The sequence below is a fragment of the Bosea sp. F3-2 genome, from assembly GCF_008253865.1.
Taxonomy (GTDB): domain Bacteria; phylum Pseudomonadota; class Alphaproteobacteria; order Rhizobiales; family Beijerinckiaceae; genus Allobosea.
On record NZ_CP042331.1, the window covers coordinates 6,112,878 to 6,139,706 of the forward strand.

Below are 26,829 nucleotides of genomic sequence, written 5' to 3' on the forward strand. Positions count from 1 at the left end.
GGAACGATCGCCTATTAATTTCGGCAACGCAGAAAAGCTGACGGCGCGGCGCAAGGCGGCCGACGAGGAAACGGATTTCATGGAGTTGCAGGATCGCCCGCGTGCTCATGCGGGGGGAGCGCCGGTTTCGTCGGGGGATCCGGCGGTCGCGCTCGGCGGAGTCGACATCACCTTCCATCTCGCCGATGGCGGGCGCTATCAGGCGGTCAGGGGCATCAACCTCAAGGTCCATCCCGGCGAGTTCGTCTCGATCGTCGGACCGACCGGCTGCGGCAAGTCCACGCTGCTCAATGCGGCGGCGGGGCTGCTGTCGCCGTCTGCCGGTTCGGTCGGCATCTTCGGCAAGCCGCTCGTAGGGCTCAACCGGCGTGCCGGCTATCTCTTCCAGCAGGATGCGCTGATGCCGTGGAAGACGGCGCTGGACAACGTCAAGGTCGCGCTGGAGCCGATGGGCGTGCCGGAGCGGGAGGCGGATCAGCGTGCCCGCGAATGGCTGGCGCGAGTGGGCCTGCGCGCCTTCGTCGACCGCTATCCGCACATGCTGTCGGGCGGCCAGCGCAAGCGCGTCAGCCTCGCGCAGATGCTGATCCGCAACCCCGAGATCATCCTGATGGACGAGCCCTTCGGGCCGCTCGACGCGCAGACCCGGCAGATCATGGGCAATCTGCTGCTCGATCTCTGGTCGCGCGACCGCAAGGCACTGATGTTCGTCACCCACGATCTCGAGGAGGCGATCGCGTTGTCCGACCGCGTCGTGGTGATGTCGGCCGGGCCGGCGGCAGGCATCGTCGCCGACTACAAGGTCGATCTGCCGCGCCCGCGCGACATTGCCGATATCCGGCTGGAGAAGGCCTTCCACGAGATCCATCGCGATATCTGGACCTCGCTACGGGTCGAGGTGCAGAAGGCCTATGCCATGGGCGAGGGGCGCGAGCTGGTCGGAGGAGACGCATCATGAGGCGGCTGAAGCTCATTTCGCTCCAGGTCCTAGTGATGATCGTGTTTCTGCTGATCTGGCATGTCGCGACGACCACGAGCCTGTTCGGCGACGTCAAGACGATCCAGTTCTTCTTCTCGACACCAGCCGCGGTGCTGACGCGCACCTTCAAGCAGCTCACCAGCGCCGACATCTACTGGCATCTCGGCATCACGCTGACCGAGACGGTGCTGGCCTTCGTCATCGGCTCGCTCGCCGGCATCCTGTTCGGCTTCGCCTTCGCGCGGCGCGAGCTGCTCTCGGCGGTGTTCGACCCCTATATCAAGGCGGCGAACGCCTTGCCGCGCGTGGTGCTGGCGCCGATCTTCGCGCTCTGGTTCGGGCTGGGCATCTGGTCGAAGGTGGCGCTCGGCTTCACGCTCGTCTTCTTCATCGTGTTCTTCAACGTCTACCAGGGCGTGCGCGAGGTCTCGCCGACGATCCTTGCCAATGCCCGCATGCTCGGCATGAACGAGCGCCAGCTTTTCAAGCACGTCTACTGGCCCTCGGCACTGACCTGGATGTTCTCCTCGCTGCACACCTCGGTCGGCTTCGCGCTGGTCGGCGCAGTGGTCGGCGAATATCTCGGCTCCTCGGCGGGCCTAGGCTACAAGATCCACGAGGCCGAGAGCGTCTTCGACGTCACCGGCGTGTTCTCGGGCATGCTGATCCTGGCGATCTTCGTCATCGCCATCGATACGGTGGTGACGCTGGTCGAGAAGCGGCTGCTGGTCTGGCGGCCGGTCCAGAGCGCGACGACCGCGACCTAGCGGCGCATTTCCGTCAGCGCCCTCTGCAGGGGAGCGGACGAGACCTGGATCGGCCCTTCGAAGGGCACGTCCATGTCGACGATCAGATAGATCGCTCCGCCGATAAGGGCTGCCGCCGCGACAAAGCCGGTCACGACTACGGCGTTCCGCGGTGCCCGGAACCCGAAGATCGCGAAGATCAGGACCAGCCAGGCGACGACCATCAGCATCAGCGGTCGTGGCAGCGAACCCTCGGCCTGCTCCACCAGGCTCCAGCGCAGCTCGAGCACCTTGCGATATTGTTCGCGCATGTCGTTCCAGATTGAGAGCTGAGGGTCGCGGTTCGGTTCGAGGGTGCGCAGGCGGGTTCCGACATCCTCCAGCAATTGTTCGGACGTCTTGTCCGACAGCCCGCCTTCGGCGGTCCAGTGGCCATTCGCGGCGCGCTCGGTATAGGCGAGAAGCCTCTGGCGGGTTTCGCCGGCCTCCGGGCCATAGAGGAACAGCATCCGGTCGAGCAGGATCAACTCGGTGGCGTAGCTGTGAACATCCTGGTTGACCGCATCGAACCTGCTCTTCGCCGAGGTGATCATCAGGCCGAGCACCAGAGACGTCATCACGACGAAGATGTTGGCGATGAGATGCAGAACCTTCTGCGTGTCGTCCAGCCGCTGATGCTCCGGAAGACGCTGGTAGCAAAACAATGCGCCGAGCGAAGCCGCGGTCAGGCAGATGAACACGAAAATGGCGATGCGCACCTCGTTCATGGCCAGCCCTCGTCTTGCTGTTGCAGCAGGTAGGCATGCGTGAACAGGCCAGACGGCACCGCCTAGATCGCCGCGCGTCCTATGGGACGCGATAACGGTGATCTACACCTTTGTTATCGCACCGGATTCTTCCGAAAAGTGGATTCCACTTTTCGGTCCGGTGCTATAGTCGGCTGGCTCGGGATTCTTGCTCCCGCTGTTCAATCTAGCCTATGTTCGGCGCAAATGCGCGCCCGCCAGAAGCGCCAGCAGGATCCAAACCGGAGGAAATCCATGCTCTTGTCCCGCCGCAGCGCGCTGGCCGCGCTCGCCCTTTCGACCGCGCTCGGCGCGGCCTCCCACGCGCTCGCCCAGAATGCCGAGAAGCCGAAGCTGACGCTCGGCGTCGGCGGCAAGCAACTGCTCTACTACCTGCCGCTCACCGTCGCGGAGAAGAAGGGGTACTTCAAGGAGCAGGGCATCGACGTCGAGATCAACGATTTCGGCGGCGGCGCCAAGTCGCTGCAGGCGCTCGTCGGCGGCTCGGTCGATGTCGTGACCGGTGCCTATGAGCACACCATCCGCATGCAGGCCAAGGGCCAGGACATCCGCGCGGTGATCGAGCTCGGTCGTTTCCCGGCGATCACCATCGCCGTGCGCAAGGACCTCGCCGACAAGGTGAAGTCCGCGGCCGACTTCAAGGGCCTCAAGATCGGCGTGACGGCGCCGGGCTCCTCGACGGCGCTGACGGCACAATACGCCATGGTCAAGGCCGGGCTGAAGGCGACGGACGCGCCGATCATCGGCGTCGGCGCCGGCGCGAGCGCGGTCGCGGCGATCAAGCAGAAGCAGGTCGACGTGATCTCGCATCTCGATCCGGTGACCTCGAAGCTCGAGGCCGATGGCGACATCGTCTCGCTGATCGACACCCGCACCGAGGCCGGCACCAAGGCGCTGTTCGGCGGCGCGAACCCGGCGGCGGTGCTCTATCTCAAGAACGATTTCGCCGAGAAGAATCCGGTCACGACGCAGAAGCTGGTCAACGCCTTCATGAAGTCGCTGAAATGGCTGGAAACCGCGAAGCCGGAAGAGGTCGCCGACCTCGTGCCGGAAGAGTTCCTGCTCGGCGACAAGCCGCTTTACATCCGCGCGGTGAAGAACTCGCAGGAGAGCTATTCGCGCACCGGCATCTCGACGCCCGACGGCATGAAGAGCATGTACGACTCGCTCAAGCTACTCGATCCGGAGCTGACCAACTCCAATGTCGACCTGTCGAAGACCTTCATCGACAGCTTCGCCAAGAAGGCGGCCTCCGGCTCCTGACGCCATGCGTTTGGCTTAGAGCCGGATACGATCAGGTTGAATCAATCTGATCGGATGCGGCTCTAAACCTGAGTGAGAGAACGCGTCCTCCGATTTGGCCGCGGTGCAGTCAGATCGGCGCGTGCTCTGGGGCTGTCATTTGACGTCGCGCGCGATCTGCATCCGGTGCAGGCTGTGCGGATTCGCGCTGGGGGGCATATGAGCGGCGAGACGGCATTTCTGGATGGCGGTGGCGATATGGCCGCTGCCATCCGCGCCTATGATTGGGGGACGACCCCGCTCGGGCCGATCGGCGACTGGCCAACGGCGCTGAAGACGGCTGTCAGCATGATGGTCAATTCGCACTTCCCGAAATGCATCGCCTGGGGCGCGGATCTGATCACGATCCATAACGATGCCTTCCGTCCGATCCTGGGCGACAAGCCGCCAGCGCTCGGGCGCTCATTTCGCGAGGTCTGGTCTGAAGTCTGGGATGAGATCAGCCCGATCGTCGCCAAGGCGCTGGTTGGCGAAGCGACCTTCGTCGAAGACTTTCCACTGACCATCAACCGCTACGGCCATCCCGAGGAGGTCTGGTTCACCTTCTGCTACAGCCCGATCCGCGACGAGGCCGGCCGGATTCTTGGCATCATCGACACGGTGATGGAGACGACCGGCAAGATGCTGGCCGAGCGCAACAGCCGCCTGCTCAACGCCGAGCTGGCCCACCGCATGAAGAACACGCTGGCGATGATCGCGGCGATCGCCAGCCAGACCTTCCGCTCGGCGGAGACACTTCAGGAGGCACAGTTGATCCTCAGCGAGCGCATCGCCACGCTCGGCGAGGCGCATTCGATCCTGACGCAGTCGAGCTGGAGCAGCGCGCCGATCCGCTCCGTGGTCGAGGGCGCGCTGGCGCCACACCGTTCCGGGCTCGGGACGATCCGCATCCAGGGCCCGCCGCTGCAGTTGCCGGCCGACCTGGCGATGACGCTGGCGCTCGCCATCAACGAGCTGGCGACCAATGCGATGAAGTACGGCGCGCTCTCGGTCGAGGCCGGAGAGGTCGTGATCGGCTGGTCGACAGGCCGGCCGCACAGCGAGGACGCCTTCCGATTCGAATGGGCGGAGAAGGGCGGGCCTCCGGTCGTCAAGCCGAAGCGTCAGGGCTTCGGCACCCGGCTGGTCGAGCGCGTGATGGCGCAGAAGTTCCATGGCGAAGTCGAGCTCGACTATCGGCCGGAAGGGCTGCGCTACGTGCTGGCCACGACGATGATTCACGTCGCGCCGCGCGAGTGACCGTCCGGGGTGGGCGGTGTGTCGGTTCTCTGCCTTGCCATGACAAGAATCTGCGCCTCGCCGTTGCGGGGCTTTTTCCTTTGGCACGCGGTTCAAGTGCACGCTGGACTTGCAGCCATGTCGGCGCGAAAGTGAGGTGCTGACGTAAGGAGAGGCGACATGACAGAACGCGCCGCCGTCGAAGCCTTGATCCGCGATGCCTATGCTGCCCGCCATCGGGGTGATCTCGATGCCCTGATGGAATACCTCCATCCCGATTGCAGCTATCGGCTCGCCGGCGGACCGCAGGCGGCCGAGGTCTTTGCTGAGCCGGACGGGCATTCCGCCGTGCGCGAGCAGATGGCCGGGCTGATCGCGACCTATGCCTTCAGCAACATCGAAGAGTTGGCGCTGACGGTCGATGGTGACAGGGCGACGTTCCACTGGCGTGCCGATGTCGAGTGCAAGCCGACCGGCCGCACCGGCTCCTTCGAGGTCCTGGACATCTTCACCATCGCCGACGGCAAGGTGAAGAGCCTGACCCAGTTCACCGACACGGCCGGCGTGGCGCGGCTGTCGATGCCCTAGAGCACGCGCCGATCAGATTGCAATGCAATCTGATCGGATAACGCGTTCTCTATCAATATCTGAGAGACGGATTCACCGATCAGGTTGATTCAACCTGATCGGATCCGGCTCTAGCCTCCGCTCTGATCGCGGTCATCACCGCTTTCGATTTGCGCCTCGCGTGAGAGCCGTTAGGTTCGCGGGCTCATCGCGAACGGAGTATCGCTTCGGACCATGAATATTCTCTCGATCCAGTCCCATGTCGCCTATGGCCATGTGGGCAACGCCTCCGCGACCTTTCCGATGCAGAGGCTCGGCGTCGATGTCTGGCCGATCCATACGGTGCAGTTCTCGAACCACACCGGCTATGGCAACTGGAAAGGCCGCGTCTTCGACGGCGGCATGATCGATGAGGTGATGGAGGGCATTGCCGAGCGCGGTGTGCTCGCCAAATGCGACGGCGTGATCTCCGGCTATATGGGCTCCGCCGATATCGGCCATGCGATCCTCTCCGCTGTCGAAAAGGTGCGGGCGGCTAATCCGAAGGCGCTCTATTGCTGCGACCCGGTGATCGGCGATGTCGGCCGCGGCGTCTTCGTGCGGCCGGGCATCCCGGAATTCATGCGCGAGCAGGCCGTGCCGGCCGCCGACATCGTGACGCCCAACCAGTTCGAGCTGGAGTTGCTGACCGATATCGAGATCAAGACCATCGCCGATGCGCATCGCGCCGTGGAGGCGCTGCGCGACGCCGGTCCGAAGGTGGTGATGGTGACCTCGCTCGTGACCGAGGAGACGCCGGCTGACTCGATCGACCTGGTGGCGGCTGACGCCAAGGGCAGCTGGCGGGTGCGCACCCCCAAGCTCGACGTCAGCGTCAACGGCGCGGGCGACGCGATCGCGGCGCTGTTCTTCACCCATTACCTGCGCGAGGAATCGGCGGTGGCGGCGTTGTCGAAGGCCTCGTCCTCGATCTATGGGCTGCTGAAGCGCACCAAGGAGGCGGGCTCGCGCGAGATCCTGACCGTGGCGGCGCAGGACGAGTTCGTCACGCCGTCGCAGGTCTTCGAGCCGCAAGCGATCTGAGTGCATGGCGATGAGGCTGCGTGTCGGCACCTTCAATGTCGAGAACCTGCTGACGCGTCACCGCTTCGAGCCGGGCGGGCGCACCGAGACGGCGGCTGCGATGTCGCTGTTCCACTTCCCGCGCTCCGACGAGCGCGACGCGGTGGAGCGCTCTCTCGCCGTGGCGCTGGAGGATGACAAGCGCCAGATGACGGCGCTCGCCATCGCTGAGGCGCAGGCCGATCTCTGGATGCTGCAGGAGGTCGACTCGCTTGCGAGCCTGCAGGCCTTCTTCGCGAACTACGTCCATCGCATCGCCGACCACCGCTACGGCCATTTCACGCTGATCGACGGCAATGACCGCCGCAACATCGATATCGGCTTTGCGGCGCGACGCGATCTGTTCGGCTCGGGGCAGGTCACGGTGCGCTCGCACAAGGACCTGACCTTCGACGAGGCCGGTGTGCATGATCGCGAGCTCGCCATGCTCGGCATCGGGCCGCACGGCAAGGTCTTCGCACGCGACTGCCTGGAGGTGGAACTCACCTTCGACGGGCGGCGGCTCAGCCTGTTCGGCTGCCATTTCAAATCGATGAACAATGGCCGCGAGGATGGCCGGGAACTGACGCTGCCGGTGCGCCGCGCCGAGGCACGGGCGGTGAAATGGCTGATCCAGCAACGTTTCGGCGGCGGCTGGCGCGAGACGAACTGGATCGTGCTCGGCGATCTCAACGGCTATCGCTACGGCCTCGGGCCGCGGGCCGAGCCGGTCGACGAGGGGGCGAGCGGCATCGAGCCGCTGCTCGACGATTTCGCCGTCGATCCGATGAAGACGCTGCCCGCGCATGAGCGCTGGACGCATTTCCGGCGCTACTGGTCGGACAGCCAGGAGAAGCTGATCGATAGCCATATGCCGCTCGACTACATCCTGCTTTCGCCGGCGCTGGCGGCGGTCAATCCAAAGCCCGCCATGCAGATGATCCGGCGCGGCCTGCCCTACCGCGTGCCGCTCGATCCGCGCGAGCCGGACCGCTCGATGGCGCGGCTGGCGACTTGCGCCGACCGCTATCCGCGCGTCGGCTGGGACCGGCCCAAGGCTTCCGACCATTGCCCGCTCACCATCGATCTCGAAATTCCGGCAGGGTGATCTCATGAAACGCCGCTTCGTCACGCTCGACGTCTTCACCACGCGCCGCCATGCCGGCAATCCGCTGGCGGTGGTGCTCCAGTCGGAGGGGCTGGATACCGAGGCGATGCAGGCCATCGCGCGCGAGTTCAACCTGTCGGAGACGGTCTTCGTTTCGCCGCCCGAGAAGCCGGGGCATCGCGCTTCGGTGCGCATCTTCACGCCGGGCGGTGAGCTCCCCTTCGCCGGCCATCCGACGGTCGGTACCGCGGTCTGGCTGGCGCTCACCGACGATGCCGAGGGGCGGCCCGCCGATATGCTGGTGCTGGAGGAGAAGGTCGGCCCGGTCTCCTGCGCGGTCGAGGTCAAGGGCAGTCATGCCGGCCACGCCGTCTTCACCCTGCCGCGCCTGCCGGAGCGAATTGCGCAGCCGGTCGCTGATGCGGTGCTGGCGGAAGCGCTCGGACTCGATGCGGGCGACCTCGGTTTCGACGAGCATCGACCGAGCGCCTTCTCGGCGGGTGTCGCTTATACGATGGTGCCGGTCGCCCGCCGCGAGGCGGTCGCTCAGGCTCGAGTTGCGGGAGCAGCCTTCGAGCGCGCGATGGCAGAGACGCCGAACGGCAATGCCTTCATCTATTGCCGCGAGACTGCCGAGGCGGGACATCATTACCATGCCAGAATGTTCTGGCCCGGGGCGGGAGTCGTCGAGGATCCGGCGACCGGCTCGGCGGTCGCGGCCTTCGCCGGGGCGGTCATGGCCTCTGACAAGCCGGATGACGGCGACCATCGCTTCGTCATCGAGCAGGGCTACGAGATGGGCCGGCCGTCGCAGATCGCGCTGGAGTTGAGTGTGCGGAGCGGCGCGCTCGTCTCGGCGCGCATCGGCGGTTCGGCCGTCGTGGTCAGCGAGGGCGTGCTGCTGTGAGCGAAGGCATCGAGAACGGCACGATCATCCGCTTGTCGCGGGTCGACGCCAGGATCGAGCCCTACAACTGGGGCTTTGCGCGCGAGAGCGCCGCAAACATCGAGGCGCATTGGGCCAGGATCAGCGCCGGCAAGCCGGCCATGTTCAACGGTCGCGTCATGCTGCAGCACCGCGCCGCGATCCGCGACGGCGTGTTCGAGGCCGGCTATTTCGAGACCGACTATGCCGCCTTCATGACCTGGCGCGATGTCGGCCATCCCGGCCCGATCATCCGCAACGGCTTCGCCATGGCGGCGCTCAGGGCCAATGACGGCGCCTTCCTCTGCGGCAAGATGGGCGAGCACACCGCCAACGCCGGCAAGGTCTATTTCGCTGCCGGCACGCCCGACCGCGAGGATGCCCGTCCTGACGGCACGCTCGACCTCGCCGGCAGCGTCACCCGCGAACTTGCGGAAGAGACGGGCTTGAACGTCGAGGAGCTCAGCGTAGGCGAGGGCTGGACGGCGCTGATCGAGCAGGGCCGCATCGCTTTCATGCGCGACGTCCGCATCGACCTTCCGGCGGATGAAGCGCGCGCGCTGATGCTGGAGCGGATGAAGAACCTCGAAGAGGAAGAGCTCTCCGACATCGTGATCGTGCGCGATCTCGCCGAGACCGAAAAGCATGACATGCCGCCCTTCATGCGGCGCTATCTCGCACATATCTTCGACGGCGACTGATCCCGCCCGCCTCGCGAAAGTGACCCTATGAGCTCTGCCGACGCCGCCTACCCGGAAGCCAGCCATCCCGAGGCTCTTGCGCTACCGGCCGAGAATCCTTTCGCCACGCGCTGGGAAACGCCGTTCCGCCTGCCGCCCTTCGCTGCGATCAAGCCGGAGCATATCCGGCCCGCCTTCGACGCGGCGCTCGCCAAGCACAAGGCGGAGATCGCCGCGATCGTGGCGGAGAAGGCTGTGCCCGACTTCGTCAATACGATCGAAGCGCTGGAGCGGGCAGGGCGTGCTCTCAGCCGCGTCGGCGGCGTGTTCTACAATCTCACGGGTGCCGACACGAACGAGGCGCTGCAGGCGATCGAGCGCGAGATGTCGCCGATCACTTCGCGGCACTGGTCGGCGATCATGATGGATGAGGGGCTCTTCGCCCGTGTCGACACGGTCAACGCCGGGCGCGATACGCTCGGTCTCGATGCCGAGCAGGCACGGCTCCTCGAGCGGACTTACAAGGGCTTCATCCGCTCGGGTGCGAAGCTGGACCCCGCGGGCAAGAAGCGCCTCGCGGCGATCAACGAGCGGCTGGCGGCACTCGGCACGCAGTTCAGCCAGAACGTGCTGAAGGATGAATCCTCCTATGCGCTCTTCATCGCGGACGAGGCCGGGCTCGCCGGCCTGCCCGAGTTCCTGAAGGCGGCGATGGCGCGCGCTGCGGCCGATCGCGGCAAGCCCGGCCAGCATGCGGTGACGTTGTCGCGCTCGATCATCGAGCCCTTCCTGACCTTCTCGACCCGCCGCGACCTGCGCGAGGAAGCCTTCATTGCCTGGAGCAAGCGCGGCGAGAACGGGGCTGAGAGCGACAACCGCGCCATCGTCGCCGAGATGGTGAAGCTGCGGGCCGAAAAGGCGAAGCTGCTGGGCTATCCGACCTTCGCCCATTTCAAGCTCGACGACGCCATGGCGAAGACGCCGGAGCATGTGCGCGACCTGCTGGAGCTGGTCTGGAAGCCGGCCAAGGCGCGGGCGGCGCGTGAGGCGGCCGATCTCGCGGCGCTCGCCCAGGACGAGGGCGAGAACGGGCCGATCCACCCCTGGGATTGGCGCCACTATGCCGAGAAGGTCAGGCAGAAGACCTATGCGCTCGATGAAGCCGTGCTGAAGCAATATCTCCAGCTCGACCGTGTGCGGCAGGCGGCCTTCGACGTCGCCGGCAAGCTCTTCGGGCTTTCCTTCGCCGAGCGGCCGGAGCTCGCGGGCTACCACCCGGACGTGCGCATCTTCGAGGTGACGGAGGCGGCGAGTGGGCGCCATATCGGCCTGTTCATCGGCGATTATTTCGCCCGTTCCTCGAAGCGCTCCGGCGCCTGGATGAGCGCCTTCCGTGGGCAGCGCAAGCTCGACGGCGAGACCCGGCCGATCATCGTCAATGTCTGCAATTTCGCGAAGCCGGCCGAGGGCAAGCCGGCGCTGCTCTCGCTCGACGATGCGCGCACGCTCTTCCATGAGTTCGGCCACGCGCTGCACGGGCTGCTTTCGGACGTGACCTATGGCTCGCTTGCCGGCACGGCGGTGGCGCGCGATTTCGTGGAGCTGCCGTCGCAGCTCTACGAGCACTGGTTCCTGACGCGCGAGGTGATGCGGGACTATTGCCTGCATGCCGAAACCGGCGAGCCGATCCCGGAGGCGCTGATCGAGAAGATCGAGAAGGCGCAGACCTTCAACCAGGGCTTCGCCACGGTGGAATATTCTTCCTCGGCGCTGGTCGATCTCGCCTTCCACTCGCTGGAGGAGCCGGCGGAGGTCGATCCGCTCGCCTTCGAGGCGGCGGAACTCGCGCGCATCGGCATGCCGGCCGAGATCATCATGCGCCACCGCACGCCGCACTTCACCCATGTCTTCTCTGGCGACGGCTATTCGGCCGGCTATTACAGTTATCTCTGGTCCGAGGTGATGGATGCCGACGCCTTCAACGCCTTCACCGAGACGGGCGACGTGTTTTCGGCCGCGGTGGCGGAGAAGCTGAAGCGCTACATCTACGCGGCCGGCGATACCCGCGATGCGGCGGAGGCCTACACGCTCTTCCGCGGCCGGTTGCCGACGCCGGATGCGCTGCTGGAGAAGCGCGGGCTGGCGGGGTAGGGGCCTGCATTTGTGGGGTAGCCGCGCCGATTGCCTTCCAGGCTCGGACAGCGCGGGGAACCCTCTCCCGGAGGGAGAGGGCAGGGTGAGGGGATGGCCCCTAACCGATTTTGCTGTGTGGTGGTCGCTGCTGCGGTGAGGCCGAGTTTGACTGGTCCAGCGGCCTACACCTCACCCCTGCCCCTCTCCTTCCAGGAGAGGGGTTCCCGCGCCTTGCGGTGAAACCTTCGCCTTTCAGCACTCACTCCTCGCCCTGCAAAGGTGATGTCGTGGACGTCAGCCCCGATGCACGATATGTTGGAACTAAGGTCCCAGCGATGCGAGCCGGCTCATGATGACCGCTGCGCAGATGCGAGCTGCCCGGGCCATGCTCGGGATCGACCAACGCCAGCTCGCCGAGATGGCGGGTGTCTCCCTGCCGACGATCCAGCGGATGGAAGGCAGCCAGGGCACGGTGCGCGGCATGATCGAATCCCTGACCCGCGTCGTGGAAGCGCTCGACCGCGCCGGCATCGTGCTGATCGGGGAGAATGCGGCCAGCAGCGGCGGCGGGCGCGGCGTCCGCCTCAAGGCCCCTCCCTGACCTCCTGCCGAAACACCCATTGCGACAGAGCGGCGCCGACCGCGACCCGGCCGACGAACCCGCTCCGAGGTGGCAAAGGAAAGGGTTGTCATGGCGGCCACGAGCATCAAGCCCAGCTTCGTCGAGCTCTACACCCCCAAGCTGCTGACCGTCCTGCGCGAAGGCTACGGCTTTGACCAGCTCAGGGCCGATGCGATCTCCGGGCTGACGGTCGCCATCGTCGCGCTGCCGCTCTCCATGGCGATCGCCATCGCCTCGGGCGTCACGCCCGACCGGGGGCTCTACACCTCGATCATCGGCGGCTTCATCGTCTCGGCGCTCGGCGGCAGCCGCTTCCAGATCGGCGGGCCGGCCGGCGCCTTCATCGTTCTGGTCTCGGCCTGCGTGGCGCAGCATGGGCTGGATGGGCTCTTGCTCGCCACCTTCCTCTCCGGCCTGATGCTGGCGGCGATCGGTCTGCTCGGCCTCGGCACCTTCATCAAATACATCCCCTATCCGGTCACGGTCGGGTTCACGGCTGGCATCGCCGTGATCATCTTCGCCAGCCAGATCAAGGACCTGCTCGGGCTGACCCTCGCCCATGAGCCGGGGCCGCTTCTGCCGAAGCTGGAAGCGCTCGCCGGCGCGCTGCCGAGCGCGAGCCCCGCGGCGATCGTCGTCACCATCGTCACCATCGGCCATATCCTGCTGCTGCGCTTTCTGCGCCCGCACTGGCCGGCCTTCATCATTGCCGTGTCGGTCGCGGCTGCCGGTGTCGCGATCGTCGGCGCGCCGGTCGAGACCATCGGGACGCGCTTCGGCGGCATTCCGCAGACGCTGCCCTTGCCGCAGCTGCCGGCGATCTCCTGGGAGAAGGTCGCGGCCGTGCTGCCAAACGCGCTCTCCTTCACGCTGCTCGGCTGCATCGAGAGCCTGCTCTCGGCGGTCGTGGCGGATTCGATGACCGGCCGGCGGCACCGCTCCAATTGCGAGCTGGTGGCACAGGGGCTCGCCAACATCGCCTCGCCGCTGTTCGGCGGCATCTGCGTCACTGGCAACATCGCGCGCACCGCCACCAATGTGCGCTCCGGCGCGCGCGGGCCAGTCTCAGGCATGCTGCATTCGGTTTTCCTGCTGCTGTTCATGCTGGTGGCGGCGCCGCTCGCCGCCTACATCCCGCTGGCGGCGCTTGCCGGCGTGCTTGCGATCGTCGCCTGGAACATGGCCGAGAAACATGAGTTCGCGACGCTGATCCGCGCCTCGCGCGGCGATGCCGTCGTGCTGCTGATCACCTTTCTGCTGGTGATCTTCGTCGATCTGAGCACGGGCATCGTCGCCGGCTTCGTCGTCAGCGCGCTGCTCTTCCTGCACCGCATGGCGCAGTCGGTCGCCGTCGAGAACGGCATGCCGATGATGGACGAGGACCGGGCCGATACGGTCGACGGCAACGGGCGCAAGCCTTACGATGCCGCGCCGGCGACCGATCCCGATGTCGTGGTGGTGCGGATCTCGGGCGCCTTCTTCTTTGGCGCGGCGGCGGCAGTGGGCGCGGCGCTCGACCGGATCGGCGAGGCGCCCAAGACCTATGTCGTCGATCTCTCGGCGGTCTCCCTGCTCGACTCGACCGGCGCGGCGACGCTCGAAGGCTTCGTGCGCAAGGCGAACCGGCGAGGCGTGGTCGTCCATATCGCCGGAGCGACGCGGGCCGTGCGCCGCACGCTTCTCGTCCACGGCATCAGGCGGCCGCGGGTGCGCTTCGTTCAGGAGGTGGGCGATGTCGCAGCCATGCGCGCCAAGGCCGAGGCGCCGTAGGACCGCGCCGTCATGCTCGGGCTTGACCCGAGCATCTCATGCCGCGAGGAGGGGCCTCATTTTGCCAGAGATTCTCGGGTCTCGCTGCGGTCGCCCGAGAATGACGCGGCGGTTGCGAATGAGTCTCTTGCGTGCCGGATTTGGCGATGCTGTCAGTTCGGATAGCCGAACTTCGCTTTCGTGGCCCTGATCTGGCCGATCGCGCCGGCCTCGTTGCCGGCCGTGCAGGCGGTGCGGGCTCGCGCGATCTCGCTGCTGACGCGGCCGTGGACGCCCTTCGTCGTGTGGCCGGTGGCGAGGTCGTTGTCGATCACCGCCTGGAAGCGCTCGACCTCGCCGGAGCAGCCCGTGCCGCCCGGCATCTGGAAGGTGCTCGGCGTCACGCCGGGGGCGGCCTGCCCGGGCGGCGGCGCCGGAGGCGGGCCGGCGCTCTGGCAGGCGGCGAGGGCGAAGCTCACGAAGGCGAGGAGGGGCAGCGCGCGCATCGATCTCTCCGGCATGGTCAGGATGGTGACCATTGCCGATTCTCTGAGACCGCGCCAGCGAGGTTCCCTCAGCCGTCGCGCAGGAAGAAGGTGGCAGCGACCGTCATGGCGGAGGCCGCGGCGGCGGCGAGCCAGATCGCCATCAGGCCGATCCAGCCATGGACGGTCGCGCCGAGGAAGGCGCCGCCCATCAGGCCGAGCCAGAGCAGGAAATGGCGCAGGAAGGCGCGCTTCGGCCCGCCGAGCATGGCGGCCGCAATCCGCTGCCCCATCTTGACCAGTGTGCCTGTCATGTAGGTGAGGCCGATGGTGACCTCGCCGTCGCGCTGGAAGACGGCGTTTTCCGTGCCCATCGCCACCGCGAGGAGGCCGACCGCTGCCAGCGTCTCGCCGCTCGTCTCCAGCAGCGCGGCAAGCGCGAGCAGCACCGTCACCACGGCGAGCACCGCAGGCGCGCGCTGCCGCTTGGCGGCATGGCCGATGAGGGAACCGAGCACGACGCCGCAGACGAAGAGGGCGATGATGCCGCCCGCCAGCCCGATCCCGCCGACATGGCCGGCTGCGAGCTCGATGCCGAGCCGCGTCGTGTTGCCGGTCATGAAGGAGACGAAATAGCCGCCGAGCGTGATGAAGCCGAGTGCGTCGACATAGCCGGCTAGCGCCGAGAAACAGGCGGCGAGCGCAATCTCGCGTCTCTGGTAGCGCATCATGACAAATACAGATCCCAGATCTGCGACCCGGCGCGGGAGCCGGCCGAATCGCGCTGTGCCAGCATAATCCACAGGCCGGTTCTGTCATTTGATGCGCGCGCATGAGACACATGCTTGCGCTCGGCCTGTGCTTTCGGTTACATCCTGTCCCGTCGATTTGAGGAGCGCCCGTGGTTTCGACCGCCCGCCATGACCTGACGAAGGACTGCGCCGCTGCGCAGACCGTCGGCATGTGCGCTCGCGCTCCCCTCGCACGCGCTTCGTTCTCGCTTCTTGGCCTTCTTCTCCTTAGCTGCCCCTGAGGGCCGGCCGGGCATGCTGCCTGGGCGCTCAGGGGAGTGACGAGAACCGCCGACAGCAAACCCAGCGCCCGCCTTTTCCGATCTCGCGGCGCACCGAAACCGGAAGCAGACCATGACCAATCCGACCCAGAACAGCTCCTCCAAAGAGCGCGTGCTGATCTTCGACACCACGCTGCGCGACGGCGAGCAGTGCCCCGGCGCCACCATGACCTTCGAGGAGAAGCTGGAAGTCGCCGAGGCGCTCGACGTGATGGGCGTCGACATCATCGAGGCCGGCTTCCCGATCGCCTCCGAAGGCGATTTCGAGGCCGTCTCGGAGATCGCGCGCCGGCTGAAGCGCGCCACCGTCGCCGGCCTCGCCCGCGCCATCAGCGCCGACATCGCCCGGGCCGGCGAGGCGGTGCGCCATGCGGTGAAGCCGCGCATCCACACCTTCGTATCGACCTCGCCGATCCATCTGGAGCACCAGATGCGCAAGAGCCAGGAGGAGGTTCTGCAGATCATCACCGCCACGGTGACGCAGGCCCGCAACCTGGTCGAGGACATCGAGTGGTCCGCCATGGACGCGACCCGCACGCCGATCGACTATCTGTGCCGCGCGGTCGAGACCGCGATCAAGGCCGGCGCGACCACGATCAACCTGCCGGATACGGTCGGCTACGCCACGCCGGACGAGTATCGCGCCATGTTCAAGGCGGTGCGCGAGCGCGTGCCGAATGCCGACAAGGCGATCTTCTCCGCGCATTGCCATAATGACCTGGGACTGGCCGTCGCCAATTCGCTGGCGGCGATCGAGGGTGGTGTCCGCCAGATCGAATGCACGATCAACGGCATCGGCGAGCGCGCCGGCAATGCCGCGCTGGAAGAGATCGTGATGGCGCTGCGCGTGCGCGGCGACGTGATGCCTTACGATACCGGCATCGACGCGACGCAGCTGATGCGCGTTTCGAAAGCTGTGTCGAGCGCCTGCTCCTTCCCGGTGCAGTACAACAAGGCGATCGTCGGCCGGAACGCCTTCGCCCATGAGAGCGGCATCCACCAGGACGGCATGCTGAAGAACAACACCACCTACGAGATCATGACGCCGGCCTCGGTCGGTGTGACCAAGACCTCGCTGGTGATGGGCAAGCATTCCGGCCGCGCCGCCTTCCGCTCCAAGCTGAAAGACATGGGCTACGATCTCGGCGACAACCAGCTGGAAGACGCCTTCACCCGCTTCAAGGCCCTGGCTGACCGCAAGAAGCACGTCTACGACGAGGATATCGAGGCGCTGGTCGACGAGAACATCGCCACCGCCCATGATCGCATCAAGCTGGAATCGCTGACGGTGATCGCCGGCACGCGCGGCCCGCAGCGCGCGACGATGAAGCTCGACGTGGAAGGTCGCTTCGTCACTGAGGAGGTCGAGGGCAACGGGCCGATCGACGCCATCTTCAATGCGATCAAGACGATCGTGCCGCATGAGGTGACGCTGGAGCTCTACGACGTCCACGCCGTGACCGAGGGCACGGACGCCCAAGCGGAGGTGACGGTGCGCCTCTCGCGCGACGGCTCCTCCGTCACTGGCCGCGGCGCCGATCCGGATACGCTGGTCGCTTCGGCCAAGGCCTATCTGGTGGCGCTCAACAAGCTGATCGCCCGCGGCGGGCGCCTGCACGCGCAGGCGGCGGAGTAAGGGAAGGGCGTCATCCCGTGCGCGCCGCAGCGTGAAACGCTGCTGCGCAGACACGGGACCGCATGACGCTTAGGCGGTGTGGACGGTTGTCGAGATGGATCGGCCGGAACCGCCGCCGTCATTCCGGGGCGGCCCCTTGGGCCGAGCCCGGAACCCATGAACACGACGCTCCAGATAGGGCCGGACCGGTTCGGAGCACTGCTCTTCCTGCTGAGACGGTGTTCATGGGTTCCGGGCTCAGGCCTTCGGCCTGCCCCGGAATGACGGCGGTGCCACAGCAAGGCCAGCTCGGCCAGGTGTCCACGGGACCCAGTGCTCCTACCCACGCGGCCTCAGTGAGGGGCGCCTCTTCCGGAAGACGGTCCCGTGTCTGCGCAGCGGCACTGCGTGCCGCAGCGCGCACGGGATGACAGCCCTTGATTCCGGTGGATGACGCCGGCGTGATCTGGCGCTGGCCTGCCTCTTGCCTTCATCTGCTCTTCCGGTGCGGTCGCCCCCCGGCGACCCTGGGGAGCGATGGCGATGGGCTATTTTCCGAACTGGACCCTGAAGACTTCCGGCGCGGTGATGCCGGACGAGCGGCTGCCGACCGGGCAGACGATCATCGCCGGCTTGCAACATGTCGTCGCCATGTTCGGCGCGACGGTGCTGGCGCCGGTGTTGATGGGCTTCGACCCGAATGTCGCGATCTTCTTCTCGGGCATCGCGACGCTGCTGTTCTTCGTCATCACCCGCGGGCAGCTGCCGAGCTATCTCGGCTCCTCCTTCGCCTTCATCGGCGTGGTCATCGCGGCGACGGGCTATGCCGGCTCGGGCCCCAATCCGAATATCGGTGTCGCGCTCGGCGGCATCATCGCCTGCGGTGCGGTCTATGCGCTGATCGGCCTGATCGTGCAGGCAGTCGGAACGAACTGGATCGAAAAGCTGCTGCCGCCGGTGGTGACTGGCGCGGTCGTGGCGGCGATCGGCCTCAATCTCACCGCGGTCGCGATCGGCATGATCTCGGCCAGCGCCTACACCAAGTGGATTGCGCTCTTCACCGTGGTCGCGGTGGCGCTCGTCGCGGTCTACGGCCGCGGGCTGCCGCAGCGCCTGCCGGTGCTGATCGGCGGGCTCGCCGCCTATATCCTCTACGCGCTGTCGGCGCCGAGCTTCGGTGCGCCGCCGATCGATTTCGGCAAGATCGCCGCGGCCTCCTGGTTCGGCCTGCCGCATTTCGTGGCGCCGGTCTTCGACATGAAGGCGATCACGCTGATCGTGCCGGTCGCGATCATCCTGGTCGCGGAGAACCTCGGCCACATCAAGGGCATCTCGGTGATGACCGGGCGCAACTTCGACCATCTGATCGGCCGTGGCTTCTTCGCCGACGGGCTGGGCACCATGATTGCCGGCTCGGGCGGCGGCACGGGCGTCACCACCTATGCCGAGAACATGGGCGTGATGGCGGTGACGCGGGTCTATTCGACGCTGGTCTTCGTCGCCGCCGGCATCATCGCGCTGGCACTCGGCTTCTCGCCGAAGTTCGGCGCGGTGATCGGCACGATCCCCGTCGCGGTGCTCGGCGGCCTCGCGGTCGTGGTCTTCGGCCTCATCGCCGCCACGGCCGGCCGGATCTGGGTGGAGAACAAGGTCGACTTCTCCGAGCCGAAGAATCTGATCACCGTCGCGACCGCGCTGATTCTCGGCGCCGGCGACCTGAAGCTGCCGATCTTCGGCTATGAGCTCGGCGGAATCGGCACCGCGACCTTCGGCGCGATCCTGCTCTATCACCTGCTGAACCGCCGCGCGGCGTGACAATCCACAGCTCGGCGGAGCCTTTCCCGCCGAGTTTGAAAAATCTGTCACAGATGGGTGGACAGGGGGCGGGGCCTTTGCTACACGCCCCCTGCCTGACGCGGCCGACGCCGCTGACCGGCGACGCTTCGTGGCGTATGGGTGATTAGCTCAGTTGGTAGAGCAGCTGACTCTTAATCAGCGGGTCGTAGGTTCGAGCCCTACATCACCCACCACGGCCTTAAGTGCTTGATACAGCACTCTTTCTTCCCCTGATGTTGATCTTGGAACCGAGCTTCTTTGAAGGCCGGTTTTGCACTTTTTGCAGCCCGTTTTGCAAAATTGTCCCGGCTTCGTTCTCCTCGACGCGCCGGATGCAGGTCATGGCCAACTCCAAGTTGCGCTGCAAATAGCTGGCGCCGAGCGTGCCCGATCCCTCGATTTGATGCCCGGTGACACTCGCGATCTCGCTCGGCGTGCAGCCGGCGGCAGCCGCGCGATTCGAGAAGGTGCCGCGCAGGTCGTGGAAGGTCAGGTCCTCGATGCCGGCTTTCTCGCAGACCTTGCCGAACGAGGTGCGGAAGCCGTCGCTGGTCCAGGGCAGGCCGTCGCTGTTGTTGAAGATGACGAGGCCGTGCGCAGGGTTGCGCGCCAGGCCCTCGGCGAGCGGCGTGGGCACCGGCATTGCGACCCGCGCGCCGGTCTTGCTCTGCTTCAGGCGCAGGATGCCATCCTTGATGCTCGACCGGGTCAGTCTCAGAAGGTCGTTCTGCCGCTGTGCTGTCCAGATCGCGGCCCAGAAGACGATCGCGACCTCGAATGGCGCCACAGTGAGGAAGGCCTCGATATGCGTATCGGTCCAGACATTGTCGGTCCGGTCCGGTGAGGATAGACGCCCGCCGCGGTCGCAAGGATTGACCGAGAGGTCGCCGCGGTCCTTGGCATAGTTCAGCAGCTTGACGAGCACGCTCCAGGCATAGTCGGCCTTGCGGGGCGTCTCCTTCATCTCGTCGCGCCAGTCCTTGAAGACGCCTCGCACGCGGCGATCCTCGAGCGCAGCCATCTCCATGTCGCCGAAGCGATCCTCGATCAGTCGCAGATAGGTGCGATAGGCCTTCTGCGAGGATGCTGCATTCGGATAGTCGCTCGATGCCGTGTAAAGCCGGATCAGCCCGGCGACCGTGCCGGACTTCGCGGCTGCGAGGCTACGGCCGGCGACGGCCTTGTTATAAGAATCGACAAATTCGGGCGTGCCGGGTTCGCCCTGCAGGCGCGGCCCGCCCCGCCAGGCATAGTAATAGGTCTGGTAGCTGCCATCTGGCAGCTTGCGCTTGGCGCTGGCGACACCCTTAAGCCGCACGCGAACCATTCTTGCTCAACCATCGATCGAGAGCGGAACCGGCCTTCTCAGGAGAGGCGAGGCCGGCGAACTTGTCCAGAGCGGCATCGATCGCCATGCGATCCCAGCGCGTCGTGCCGGGCACGGCAGCCGGCAGCGTGCCGGCCTTGACGAGCTGCGAGAAGCGCGAGGGCGTCATGGCGCAGTAGCCGGCCGCCTGGGCGCGCGTCAGCAGCCGAGGCGTGATCGGAGGCGCCGCTGCCATGTTGACGCTGCCGGCCACGGCTCATGCTCCCAACTGGCTGAAGAGGTCACCGGTCCGATCCTGCTGAGCCTGGGCGCGCAGGAGTGGGGCCGCGATCCGCCGGTTGAGTTCGGCGCGCAGCACGTCGGCTGTCGCCTTGACGAGATCGGCGCGCGCAGCGGCAACGCCGCCACGGTGACGGCGGGCCTTCTTGTTGAGGCAGAGAATCGCCTCGGCACGGCGCCTGCGAAGGGTGGCGAGGCTAGCCATCGGTTAGCCCCCCTCCGCGAGCGCTGCCGGCGATAGGCCGGGCAGAGGACCGCGACCGTGGCGCGTGGCACGCTTCGCCCGAATGCGAGCGATCGTCTCGGGCTGTACCAGTTTCGCAAGGTCCGCCTCGGCGCACGCCATGAGGTCGTGCCCCGCCTCCCTCGCCAGAGAGGCGAGCGTCGTCATTGCCGCGCCGATCTCTTTGCTGGGCTCGCCAATCGGCCGGCAGTAGGTGTAGTCGATCAGTCGATGGGCGTCCTCGCGAGACATGCCGAACGCTTGGCAGACCTCGTTGGCCTCTTCGGCGAAACGGTCGCGCCTCTCGGCAACGTCAGTCGGATCGCCGTCAAACAGGACATCGCAAGCCGCCGCGACGCGAGCCTGATAATTCGCTTCGTCCTTTTCCCCCACGCTCGCCCCGGTTTCCGAGGGGGCGGGGTCGTTCAGCCGCTTGTCGATGCAGGTTAGGCAGACATAGCCGCCCATTTCGTCACGGCTCAGAGGCGTATGCTTGTGCTCGCCGCAGGCGGCGCACGCGGTCGCCTGGGTCGAGCTGTAGGTAAAGGCCGTGGCCGGCGAAAAACCAGAAGCGGCGAAAGTCCGCAACGCGCCCTTCTCGCAATCGGTCGCCTCGATGAGGACTTGCGGATCGGGATGCCACTCATTCGAGCCGAAGTACACGCGATGCGGAATGAATGTCCGCTCGGCTGTCTCGCCGCGCCAGTTGGTGTAGCGCGCGGTGATTGCCTCCCCGCCCGTCGCGGCAGGGGCTGCGAGCGCAGCGCGGCGGTCCGCTCGGGTTTTTCTGTCCGCGATGAAGTCCAACCAATCTTCGACGGAGGGCTTGGCGATGGGGCGCTTCTCGTAAGCGACGCTCGACATCACGGCCATGGCTTCGCAGATGCTCAGCCCGCCGCGTTCGGCCAGTCTCTTCAAGGATTGATAGTGGTTCTTCTGCGCCTGCGCTTCATAAGGCGCGATCAGCGACCACGGCACATTCGGGCCGCCCATGATCGGGAACATCGGTTCGGCTTGCGGCGTGGTCATGAGCGGGCCTCCGTCGTCTGGGATCGAAGTTGGCGCAGGATCTCGGGATGCGCGTAGATGACGCCGCCGATCTCGAAGGCGGCGGGGCGATAACGGCGATCGATGTTCTGTCGGAAGCCTCGCTTCAGGCGCCGCTGGGCACGAGCCGGCGAGCGCACCCGAGACCAGTCGTCAAAGGCTTCGACGGCTGTCAGGGTTTCCCGAAACGTCATGCCCGCGAGACTTCCGGTCAGCATCGCCCGCTCCCTACTTCGGCGTGACGAGTTCGGCGATGGCGGGCTTGGCGGCGGCGAAACCGCGCAGCACCCGGTCATAGGCGGCTGCGTTCGCGTCGATCCAGGCGACATTGGCGACGAAGAGCGCGTCGACCGTGATCGTCTTCACTGCCTTGGTGCCATAGAGATTGCCGCCCGGCTGGATGCGCGGATAGGTGCCGCTCGGGATCTCGGAATAGCCGTAGACCTCCTTGCCGCGGGCATCCTTTGCGACCTTGCCCATGTCCCAGTCGTCAGTGCCGGCGAGCACGATCCGGTCGCCGTTCTGCTGGGCATCGTTCTTCAGGTAGCTGGAGCCGAGGGCGCCGACCCAGAGCAGGCACTGCACCTGGCTGCCATCGGCAACGGCCGAGAGGGCGCGAACACCGCTGCGCGCGTCGACCTGGACCGGCGCATAGCGCTTCTTGTCGGCCAGCACGAAGGCGTCCCAGGTGGTGCGGGCGCCGCTGCCGTCCGGCCCGACTGCGACGGTGTTCTTGTTGGTCAGGTCGGTGACGCGGTCGACCTTCGAACCGCGATTGCAGAGCAGATGCGCGTGCTCCTGGTAGAGCACGCCGGCCCTCTCGATCGCGGAGAGCGCCTGCGCATTGCGGCTGGAATAGACCAGCAGTGCGTCGGACTGGACGAAGGCGCCGTCGCATTCGCCCTTGGTGACCTTGTCGAGATTATCGAGCGAGCCCTGCGTCGGGATGACCTCGACCTTGAGCGAGGTCGCGACCTTCTTCAGCAGGTGGCCGGCCTTGAAATAGTTGCCGGCATCGGAGCCGGTGCAAAGCCGGAAACTCGGCTGCTGCGCCATTGCCGGCGAACAGGCGAGGGCCGAGAGGGCGGCGCCGGCGATCAGGAGGGGGCGGAACATGGTCGACTTCCTTTCAGGGAATGCGCCGCTCAGTGGCGGACGAGGCGGGACAGGAAACGGGTGAGGCGCACGACGCCGTAGATCACCGTGCCGAGGCCGATGAGCGCGAGAACGTCGGAGAGGCGGGTGACGAGAGCCCAGAGCATTTGTCAGGGCTTCCGCCGATTGGCTGGGTCGAGGCGGCAGTTCTCGACGCAAACCATCGACTGGTAGTAGGCGGCGCTGTCGCAGGCCTTCACGACTTGCGACCAGTCGCTGGTGTGGGTGACGCGCGGCCCCTCCGGCACAGCCTTCAGGCAGTCCTGAAAGATCTGGGCGCGCTTCACCTGGTCAGGTTCGCGGCGCATGGGCCTGATGTCGTCGCAAGCGGCGAGGGGCATTGCGACCAGGAGCGCGAGAGCTGATCTCATGCGACTGGCCTCGCGACATGCATGCGGCCGAGCAGCGCCATGCTGGGGCTGCCTTCGCGCGGGGTGAGAATGTTGCCGTCTCGCTTGCTGCTCATGCGGAGCATGAGGGTGTCGCCCGGCAGGTTGGCGACGATCCTGGCCAGCAGGCGATAGTCGAAGGCGGTCGAGAAGGGCTCGCCCTCGAATTCGCAGGTAATCTCCTCGCGCATCTCGCCGGCCGAGGGGCTGATGCGCGTCAGGGCGAGCGTGCCGTCCGAGAAATCGAGATGGGCGGCGCTGTCGTGCGCGTCGGCCATGATGCTGATCCGCTCGACTGCGGCCTGCAGCGCGTCTGTCTCGACGATGGCGATGCGCTCATTCTCCCACGGGATGATGCGCTCATAGGGCGGGAATGCCGAGTTGATCAGCACGCTGGTGAGGGTGACGCCGGCGCGGGTGGCGCGCAGTTTCGTCGCCGACAGCGACAGCGCGACCTCGTCCTTGGCCTTGTCGCACAGGCGCAGCAATTCGCCCGCAGTCTTGCTCGGAATAGTGATGCCGGGCATGCCAGAGGCCTTCTCCGGCAGATCGAGCAGCCGGCGCGTGACGACGGAGCTGCCATTGGTGGAGACGGCGGCAAGGCGCGGGCCTTCCGTGGTCTCGGCGACATGGAGATAGACGCCGCAGATAAAGGGGCGGGTGTTGTCGCTCGATGCGGCGTGCAGCGTCTCGCGCAGCATCTGCGCGAGATCCTCGGCGGCCAGGGTGAAGCCGTGATCGAGCCCTTCCGGCACGATAACGGGGTAATCGACCGATGGCAGTGTCGGCAGGCGGGTGCGATTGCGGCCGGCGGAGACGAGCATGCGCCTGTCGTCGTCGAGTGCTAGGACGATCTCGTCGGCAGGCAGGCGCCGCGCCAGATCGTGCAGGGTGGCGGCCGGCACGGCAATCTCGCCGGGGGTTTCGATGACGGCGGTCGCAGACGTCCGGATTTCGATATCCTGATCGGTGCCGCAGATGGCGAGGGATTCGCCCTCGGCGACGAGCCGGACATGCGACAGGATCGGCCGCAGCGGCTTGCGATCGATGATGCGCGCAGCCGGCTCAAGCGCGGCGAGCAGAGCCTCGCGGGCGATGGTCAGCTTCATCGCGCCGTCCTCAGGGCGTCGTGGAGCTTGTCCGCGATCGGTGCGTATTGCGCCGGTAGCGCCCGCCCGAGATGGATGGCGCAATCCTCGACCTCGCCTCGCATGGCGCGGGCAAGAGATTCGTCGATCTCGCTTGCGTCGAGAGCGGGTGGCGGGTCCTTCTCGTCTTCCTCGCTCGACACCTTGTAGCCGAATGGTTCGGCCAGCTCGCGCAGGCCTGCGAGGATTTCCGAGCGGTAGGTGATCGTGGCTTCGCCCTTGAGGAAGGCGAGCAGGGCCTCGGTGGCCTGCCGCGCCTCCGCAATTTCCTCCGTGGCGATAATGTCCTCGGCCGCGATGGACGGCCGTCCGGCATGAGCGTTCATGGCTTCAGCCCTCTGTGAATGGGTGCCGTCTCTCCGTGCTGTCACCGCTTCGCTGGGGCTTTGGCCTGCGGTTTCGGCCAGATCCGGACCAGCTCCGGATGGGTGTCAGGCCGTCTCGCCGACAGCCTGCAGGTAGAGGTCGAGGATCGCCTCTTCTTCCTTGCGCTCGTCGAGATCGCGCTTGCGCAGGGCGATGACCTTCTTCAGCACCTTGACGTCGTAGCCGTTGCCTTTGGCCTCTGCGTAGACCTCCGTGATGTCGTCGGAGATGGTCTTCTTTTCTTCCTCGAGGCGCTCGATGCGCTCGACGATAGACTTGAGCTGATCGCCCTTGACGGGATCGTCCATTGGTCAGGCCTCCATGGGCATGCGGCGCGCCGCTCGGCCGCTGCCGGTTTTCGGTTTCGGGGGGGCGACGGCGCCGAAGCGCTCAGGCAGGTATTTGCGCAGGCGGTCGCGATATTCGTCGGCGGCGTGGTGCCACTGCCAGGGCGTGATCTTGCCGACGATACGCAGCGGCTCGGCCGTGTCGTAAGGCGCACCCCATGGCTTCGGCGCCGGTCCGAGCAGATGTGCGCATTCGGTGACAAGCATGCGCACATCGTAAATCTTGACCATCTCGCGCAGATCGAGCGGGCAGCCCTTCTCGCCCATGCCGGCAGCGAAATAGATTTCGCGGTCGACGGTCGATTTGAGCGACTTCAGGCTCTTGCTGACGACGTCGCCGAGGATGTGCCCTTCGAGAAACCGCACGCGCTCGACCAGCGCTTGCGCGATCGGCGTGGCGATATCGCCGAGATACGCCTCATGCGCATCGTGCAGCAGGAAGGCTGCGGCCGCCTCGCGGCTCTTGGTGTCGCGGAAGATGGCGTCGGCGCCGATGACGCAGTGCTGCGCCACCGAATACGGGCCGGAGCGGACATGGCCCGTGAAGCGGGCGATGCGCCCCAGCGCCTCGGCAATGTCAACGTCGAAGTCGACATCGCGCCAGTCAGGACGCAGCAGATCGAAGGCGCGGCCGGATGCGGTCTGAAGCCAGGTCATCGCGGGAAATCCTCGAGCGAGAGCCATTCGCCGGGATTGAGGGCGAGCTCGGCGCCGTTGCGGGTGAGGCAGAAGAACAGGGATGACTGGCGCCGTGCCGGCTTGCCGCCCTCTGCTTCGCCGGCCTCAATCATGGCGCGCCACTGATTGCTCACCTCGCCGTTGGCAGGGGTGAAGTAGCGGTTGCGGTAGGAGCGCCCTGTCGCGTTCGGCAAACCGAGCGCGTGGCGGGCTAGTTCGCGTTGGGCCGGGGTCATTCGCGCCCCCGAACTGTCAGGCGAAGCGCCTGGGCGCCCGCATAGGTGACGAGGAGCCAGAGCGCGGCCATCAGTGCAGCGTCCAGAGCGCGAGGCAGATGTGGGTCGGCGGCGACGCGAGCAGCACCGCGACGGCGGAGAGGCCGACGAAGAGGCCGACCGAGTAGCCGGCCGTGAGCGCGAGCTCACGCGCGGCTTCCGCCATGGTGATGAAGGGGATGGGCTCGCTCATCAGGCCATGCTCGCAATGAGGTGGCGCGCCCAGAGCGCGACCGGCAATGCCAGCATGACGAAGCAAGCGGCCTGCCCGCGCCAGTCCGGACGGCGGACGGTGGAGCGGTTGCCGGTGGTGCGGCGGCGCGGCTTGCGATGCGCCGCCTCAAAGAGGGCGAAGGCGCGGGCGCCACAGCGGCGCGTCTGCTCGGGCAGCCAGCCCAGGCGGGTGAGATCGTCAAGGAATACGACCGCGGCCTCGCCGCCATCGTTCACCAGGGCGCCGATATCCTCGACCATGCGCTCGGTGATGGCTCCCTCGGAGACCATCTTCGGCCGGTCGAAGGGCCAGATATAGCCGTCATCGACGGCGATGCGGCTTTCGAGATAGCCGCGGCCATGAGTGTCCGCAGGCAAACGGTGGGCAGGCTTCAAAGCGGCCTCCATCGGTTAGGATGGAGGGTGTTATGACAGGGT

31 protein-coding genes and 1 tRNA gene are annotated in these 26,829 nt (G+C 66.3%); 15 read left to right on the forward strand and 17 right to left on the reverse strand.

The window, feature by feature from the left end:
• Positions 1-79 precede the first annotated feature (79 nt).
• Together FQV39_RS28475 and FQV39_RS28480 are read left to right on the forward strand one after the other, a co-directional pair.
• The gene (locus FQV39_RS28475) at positions 80-958 is read left to right on the forward strand and encodes an ABC transporter ATP-binding protein (RefSeq protein ID WP_149133362.1); all 879 of its coding nucleotides are present in this window, start codon (positions 80-82) and stop codon (positions 956-958) included.
• Complete coding sequence (locus FQV39_RS28480) at positions 955-1,746, forward strand: ABC transporter permease (RefSeq protein WP_149133363.1); 792 nt, start codon at positions 955-957, stop codon at positions 1,744-1,746. Before FQV39_RS28475 ends, FQV39_RS28480 begins: the two co-directional genes overlap by 4 nt.
• Here FQV39_RS28480 and FQV39_RS28485 read toward each other — a convergent pair.
• Positions 1,743-2,492, reverse strand: a complete 750-nt coding sequence (locus FQV39_RS28485; RefSeq protein ID WP_149133364.1) for a bestrophin-like domain — start codon at positions 2,490-2,492, stop codon at positions 1,743-1,745. The two genes, FQV39_RS28480 and FQV39_RS28485, sit on opposite strands and share 4 nt — an antisense overlap.
• 279 nt (positions 2,493-2,771) lie before the next feature.
• Here FQV39_RS28485 and FQV39_RS28490 point away from each other — a divergent pair, with 279 nt between their 5' ends.
• The 10 genes from FQV39_RS28490 (at position 2,772) to FQV39_RS28535 (ending at position 13,957) form a co-directional block, all read left to right on the forward strand.
• Positions 2,772-3,794 carry an ABC transporter substrate-binding protein gene (locus tag FQV39_RS28490; protein WP_149134087.1) on the forward strand — a complete coding sequence of 341 codons (1,023 nt, stop codon included), beginning with the start codon at positions 2,772-2,774 and terminating at the stop codon, positions 3,792-3,794.
• Positions 3,795-3,992: 198 nt separating this feature from the next.
• The gene (locus tag FQV39_RS28495; RefSeq protein WP_149133365.1) at positions 3,993-5,072 is read left to right on the forward strand and encodes a sensor histidine kinase; all 1,080 of its coding nucleotides are present in this window, start codon (positions 3,993-3,995) and stop codon (positions 5,070-5,072) included.
• Between the two features lie 159 nt (positions 5,073-5,231).
• Positions 5,232-5,639 carry a nuclear transport factor 2 family protein gene (locus tag FQV39_RS28500; RefSeq protein WP_149133366.1) on the forward strand — a complete coding sequence of 136 codons (408 nt, stop codon included), beginning with the start codon at positions 5,232-5,234 and terminating at the stop codon, positions 5,637-5,639.
• A 213-nt stretch (positions 5,640-5,852) separates the two neighbouring features.
• A complete protein-coding gene (gene pdxY / locus FQV39_RS28505) occupies positions 5,853-6,701 on the forward strand; it encodes a pyridoxal kinase PdxY (RefSeq protein WP_149133367.1) in 849 nt (282 codons plus the stop codon).
• Between the two features lie 4 nt (positions 6,702-6,705).
• Entirely contained in the window at positions 6,706-7,827 is a 1,122-nt protein-coding gene (locus tag FQV39_RS28510) for an endonuclease/exonuclease/phosphatase family protein (protein WP_149133368.1), read from the forward strand.
• A 4-nt stretch (positions 7,828-7,831) separates the two neighbouring features.
• Positions 7,832-8,734: a PhzF family phenazine biosynthesis protein gene (locus FQV39_RS28515; RefSeq protein ID WP_149133369.1), complete on the forward strand. Its 903-nt coding sequence runs from the start codon at positions 7,832-7,834 to the stop codon at positions 8,732-8,734.
• Positions 8,731-9,453 (forward strand): NUDIX hydrolase, encoded by a 723-nt coding sequence (locus FQV39_RS28520; RefSeq protein ID WP_149133370.1) that lies wholly within the window; start codon positions 8,731-8,733, stop codon positions 9,451-9,453. The genes FQV39_RS28515 and FQV39_RS28520 overlap by 4 nt, the downstream gene beginning before the upstream one ends.
• Before the next feature lie 27 nt (positions 9,454-9,480).
• Positions 9,481-11,583, forward strand: coding sequence for a M3 family metallopeptidase (locus FQV39_RS28525; RefSeq protein WP_149133371.1), 2,103 nt, complete (start codon positions 9,481-9,483; stop codon positions 11,581-11,583).
• Positions 11,584-11,914: 331 nt separating this feature from the next.
• The gene (locus FQV39_RS28530) at positions 11,915-12,166 is read left to right on the forward strand and encodes a helix-turn-helix domain-containing protein (protein WP_149133372.1); all 252 of its coding nucleotides are present in this window, start codon (positions 11,915-11,917) and stop codon (positions 12,164-12,166) included.
• A gap of 90 nt (positions 12,167-12,256) precedes the next feature.
• Entirely contained in the window at positions 12,257-13,957 is a 1,701-nt protein-coding gene (locus FQV39_RS28535) for a SulP family inorganic anion transporter (RefSeq protein ID WP_149133373.1), read from the forward strand.
• A 152-nt stretch (positions 13,958-14,109) separates the two neighbouring features.
• Here the strand turns inward: FQV39_RS28535 and FQV39_RS28540 are convergent, their stop codons facing one another.
• Together FQV39_RS28540 and FQV39_RS28545 are read right to left on the reverse strand one after the other, a co-directional pair.
• Positions 14,110-14,442, reverse strand: a complete 333-nt coding sequence (locus FQV39_RS28540; RefSeq protein WP_149133374.1) for a hypothetical protein — start codon at positions 14,440-14,442, stop codon at positions 14,110-14,112.
• 68 nt (positions 14,443-14,510) lie between these two features.
• Positions 14,511-15,152: a YoaK family protein gene (locus FQV39_RS28545; protein WP_149133375.1), complete on the reverse strand. Its 642-nt coding sequence runs from the start codon at positions 15,150-15,152 to the stop codon at positions 14,511-14,513.
• 414 nt (positions 15,153-15,566) lie between these two features.
• Between FQV39_RS28545 and FQV39_RS28550 the strand changes: the two genes are divergently transcribed.
• The 3 genes from FQV39_RS28550 to FQV39_RS28560 all read left to right on the forward strand — a co-directional run bounded on the left by FQV39_RS28550 (position 15,567) and on the right by FQV39_RS28560 (position 19,138).
• Complete coding sequence (locus tag FQV39_RS28550; RefSeq protein ID WP_149133376.1) at positions 15,567-17,129, forward strand: 2-isopropylmalate synthase; 1,563 nt, start codon at positions 15,567-15,569, stop codon at positions 17,127-17,129.
• Positions 17,130-17,645: 516 nt separating this feature from the next.
• Positions 17,646-18,923, forward strand: coding sequence for a solute carrier family 23 protein (locus FQV39_RS28555; RefSeq protein WP_149133377.1), 1,278 nt, complete (start codon positions 17,646-17,648; stop codon positions 18,921-18,923).
• Positions 18,924-19,062: 139 nt separating this feature from the next.
• Positions 19,063-19,138, forward strand: a tRNA-Lys gene (locus FQV39_RS28560).
• 5 nt (positions 19,139-19,143) lie between these two features.
• Here the strand turns inward: FQV39_RS28560 and FQV39_RS28565 are convergent.
• The 14 genes from FQV39_RS28565 to FQV39_RS28630 form a co-directional block, all read right to left on the reverse strand.
• Positions 19,144-20,271, reverse strand: a complete 1,128-nt coding sequence (locus tag FQV39_RS28565) for a tyrosine-type recombinase/integrase (protein ID WP_149133378.1) — start codon at positions 20,269-20,271, stop codon at positions 19,144-19,146.
• On the reverse strand, positions 20,252-20,524 hold the full coding sequence (locus tag FQV39_RS28570; protein WP_149133379.1) for a helix-turn-helix transcriptional regulator: 273 nt from the start codon (positions 20,522-20,524) through the stop codon (positions 20,252-20,254). Before FQV39_RS28570 ends, FQV39_RS28565 begins: the two co-directional genes overlap by 20 nt.
• 3 nt (positions 20,525-20,527) lie before the next feature.
• Positions 20,528-20,755: a hypothetical protein gene (locus FQV39_RS28575; protein ID WP_149133380.1), complete on the reverse strand. Its 228-nt coding sequence runs from the start codon at positions 20,753-20,755 to the stop codon at positions 20,528-20,530.
• Between the two features lie 3 nt (positions 20,756-20,758).
• Positions 20,759-21,802 (reverse strand): aldehyde dehydrogenase family protein, encoded by a 1,044-nt coding sequence (locus tag FQV39_RS33890; protein ID WP_248313168.1) that lies wholly within the window; start codon positions 21,800-21,802, stop codon positions 20,759-20,761.
• Positions 21,799-22,038 (reverse strand): hypothetical protein, encoded by a 240-nt coding sequence (locus tag FQV39_RS28590; RefSeq protein ID WP_149133381.1) that lies wholly within the window; start codon positions 22,036-22,038, stop codon positions 21,799-21,801. The genes FQV39_RS33890 and FQV39_RS28590 overlap by 4 nt, the downstream gene beginning before the upstream one ends.
• Before the next feature lie 10 nt (positions 22,039-22,048).
• Positions 22,049-22,936, reverse strand: coding sequence for a TAXI family TRAP transporter solute-binding subunit (locus FQV39_RS28595; RefSeq protein ID WP_149133382.1), 888 nt, complete (start codon positions 22,934-22,936; stop codon positions 22,049-22,051).
• Positions 22,937-23,085: 149 nt separating this feature from the next.
• Positions 23,086-23,346, reverse strand: coding sequence for a hypothetical protein (locus FQV39_RS28600; RefSeq protein ID WP_187640100.1), 261 nt, complete (start codon positions 23,344-23,346; stop codon positions 23,086-23,088).
• Positions 23,343-24,473, reverse strand: a complete 1,131-nt coding sequence (dnaN, locus tag FQV39_RS28605; protein WP_149133384.1) for a DNA polymerase III subunit beta — start codon at positions 24,471-24,473, stop codon at positions 23,343-23,345. The genes FQV39_RS28600 and dnaN overlap by 4 nt, the downstream gene beginning before the upstream one ends.
• Positions 24,470-24,838: a hypothetical protein gene (locus FQV39_RS28610; protein ID WP_149133385.1), complete on the reverse strand. Its 369-nt coding sequence runs from the start codon at positions 24,836-24,838 to the stop codon at positions 24,470-24,472. Before FQV39_RS28610 ends, dnaN begins: the two co-directional genes overlap by 4 nt.
• A 105-nt stretch (positions 24,839-24,943) precedes the next feature.
• Positions 24,944-25,186, reverse strand: coding sequence for a DUF2312 domain-containing protein (locus FQV39_RS28615; protein WP_149133386.1), 243 nt, complete (start codon positions 25,184-25,186; stop codon positions 24,944-24,946).
• 3 nt (positions 25,187-25,189) lie between these two features.
• Positions 25,190-25,882, reverse strand: a complete 693-nt coding sequence (locus tag FQV39_RS28620; protein WP_149133387.1) for a hypothetical protein — start codon at positions 25,880-25,882, stop codon at positions 25,190-25,192.
• Complete coding sequence (locus FQV39_RS28625) at positions 25,879-26,139, reverse strand: hypothetical protein (protein WP_149133388.1); 261 nt, start codon at positions 26,137-26,139, stop codon at positions 25,879-25,881. The genes FQV39_RS28620 and FQV39_RS28625 overlap by 4 nt, the downstream gene beginning before the upstream one ends.
• A 70-nt stretch (positions 26,140-26,209) precedes the next feature.
• Positions 26,210-26,371 (reverse strand): hypothetical protein, encoded by a 162-nt coding sequence (locus tag FQV39_RS33355; RefSeq protein ID WP_187640101.1) that lies wholly within the window; start codon positions 26,369-26,371, stop codon positions 26,210-26,212.
• Positions 26,371-26,787 (reverse strand): hypothetical protein, encoded by a 417-nt coding sequence (locus tag FQV39_RS28630; protein WP_149133389.1) that lies wholly within the window; start codon positions 26,785-26,787, stop codon positions 26,371-26,373. The genes FQV39_RS33355 and FQV39_RS28630 overlap by 1 nt, the downstream gene beginning before the upstream one ends.
• Between the last annotated feature and the right edge of the window lie 42 nt (positions 26,788-26,829).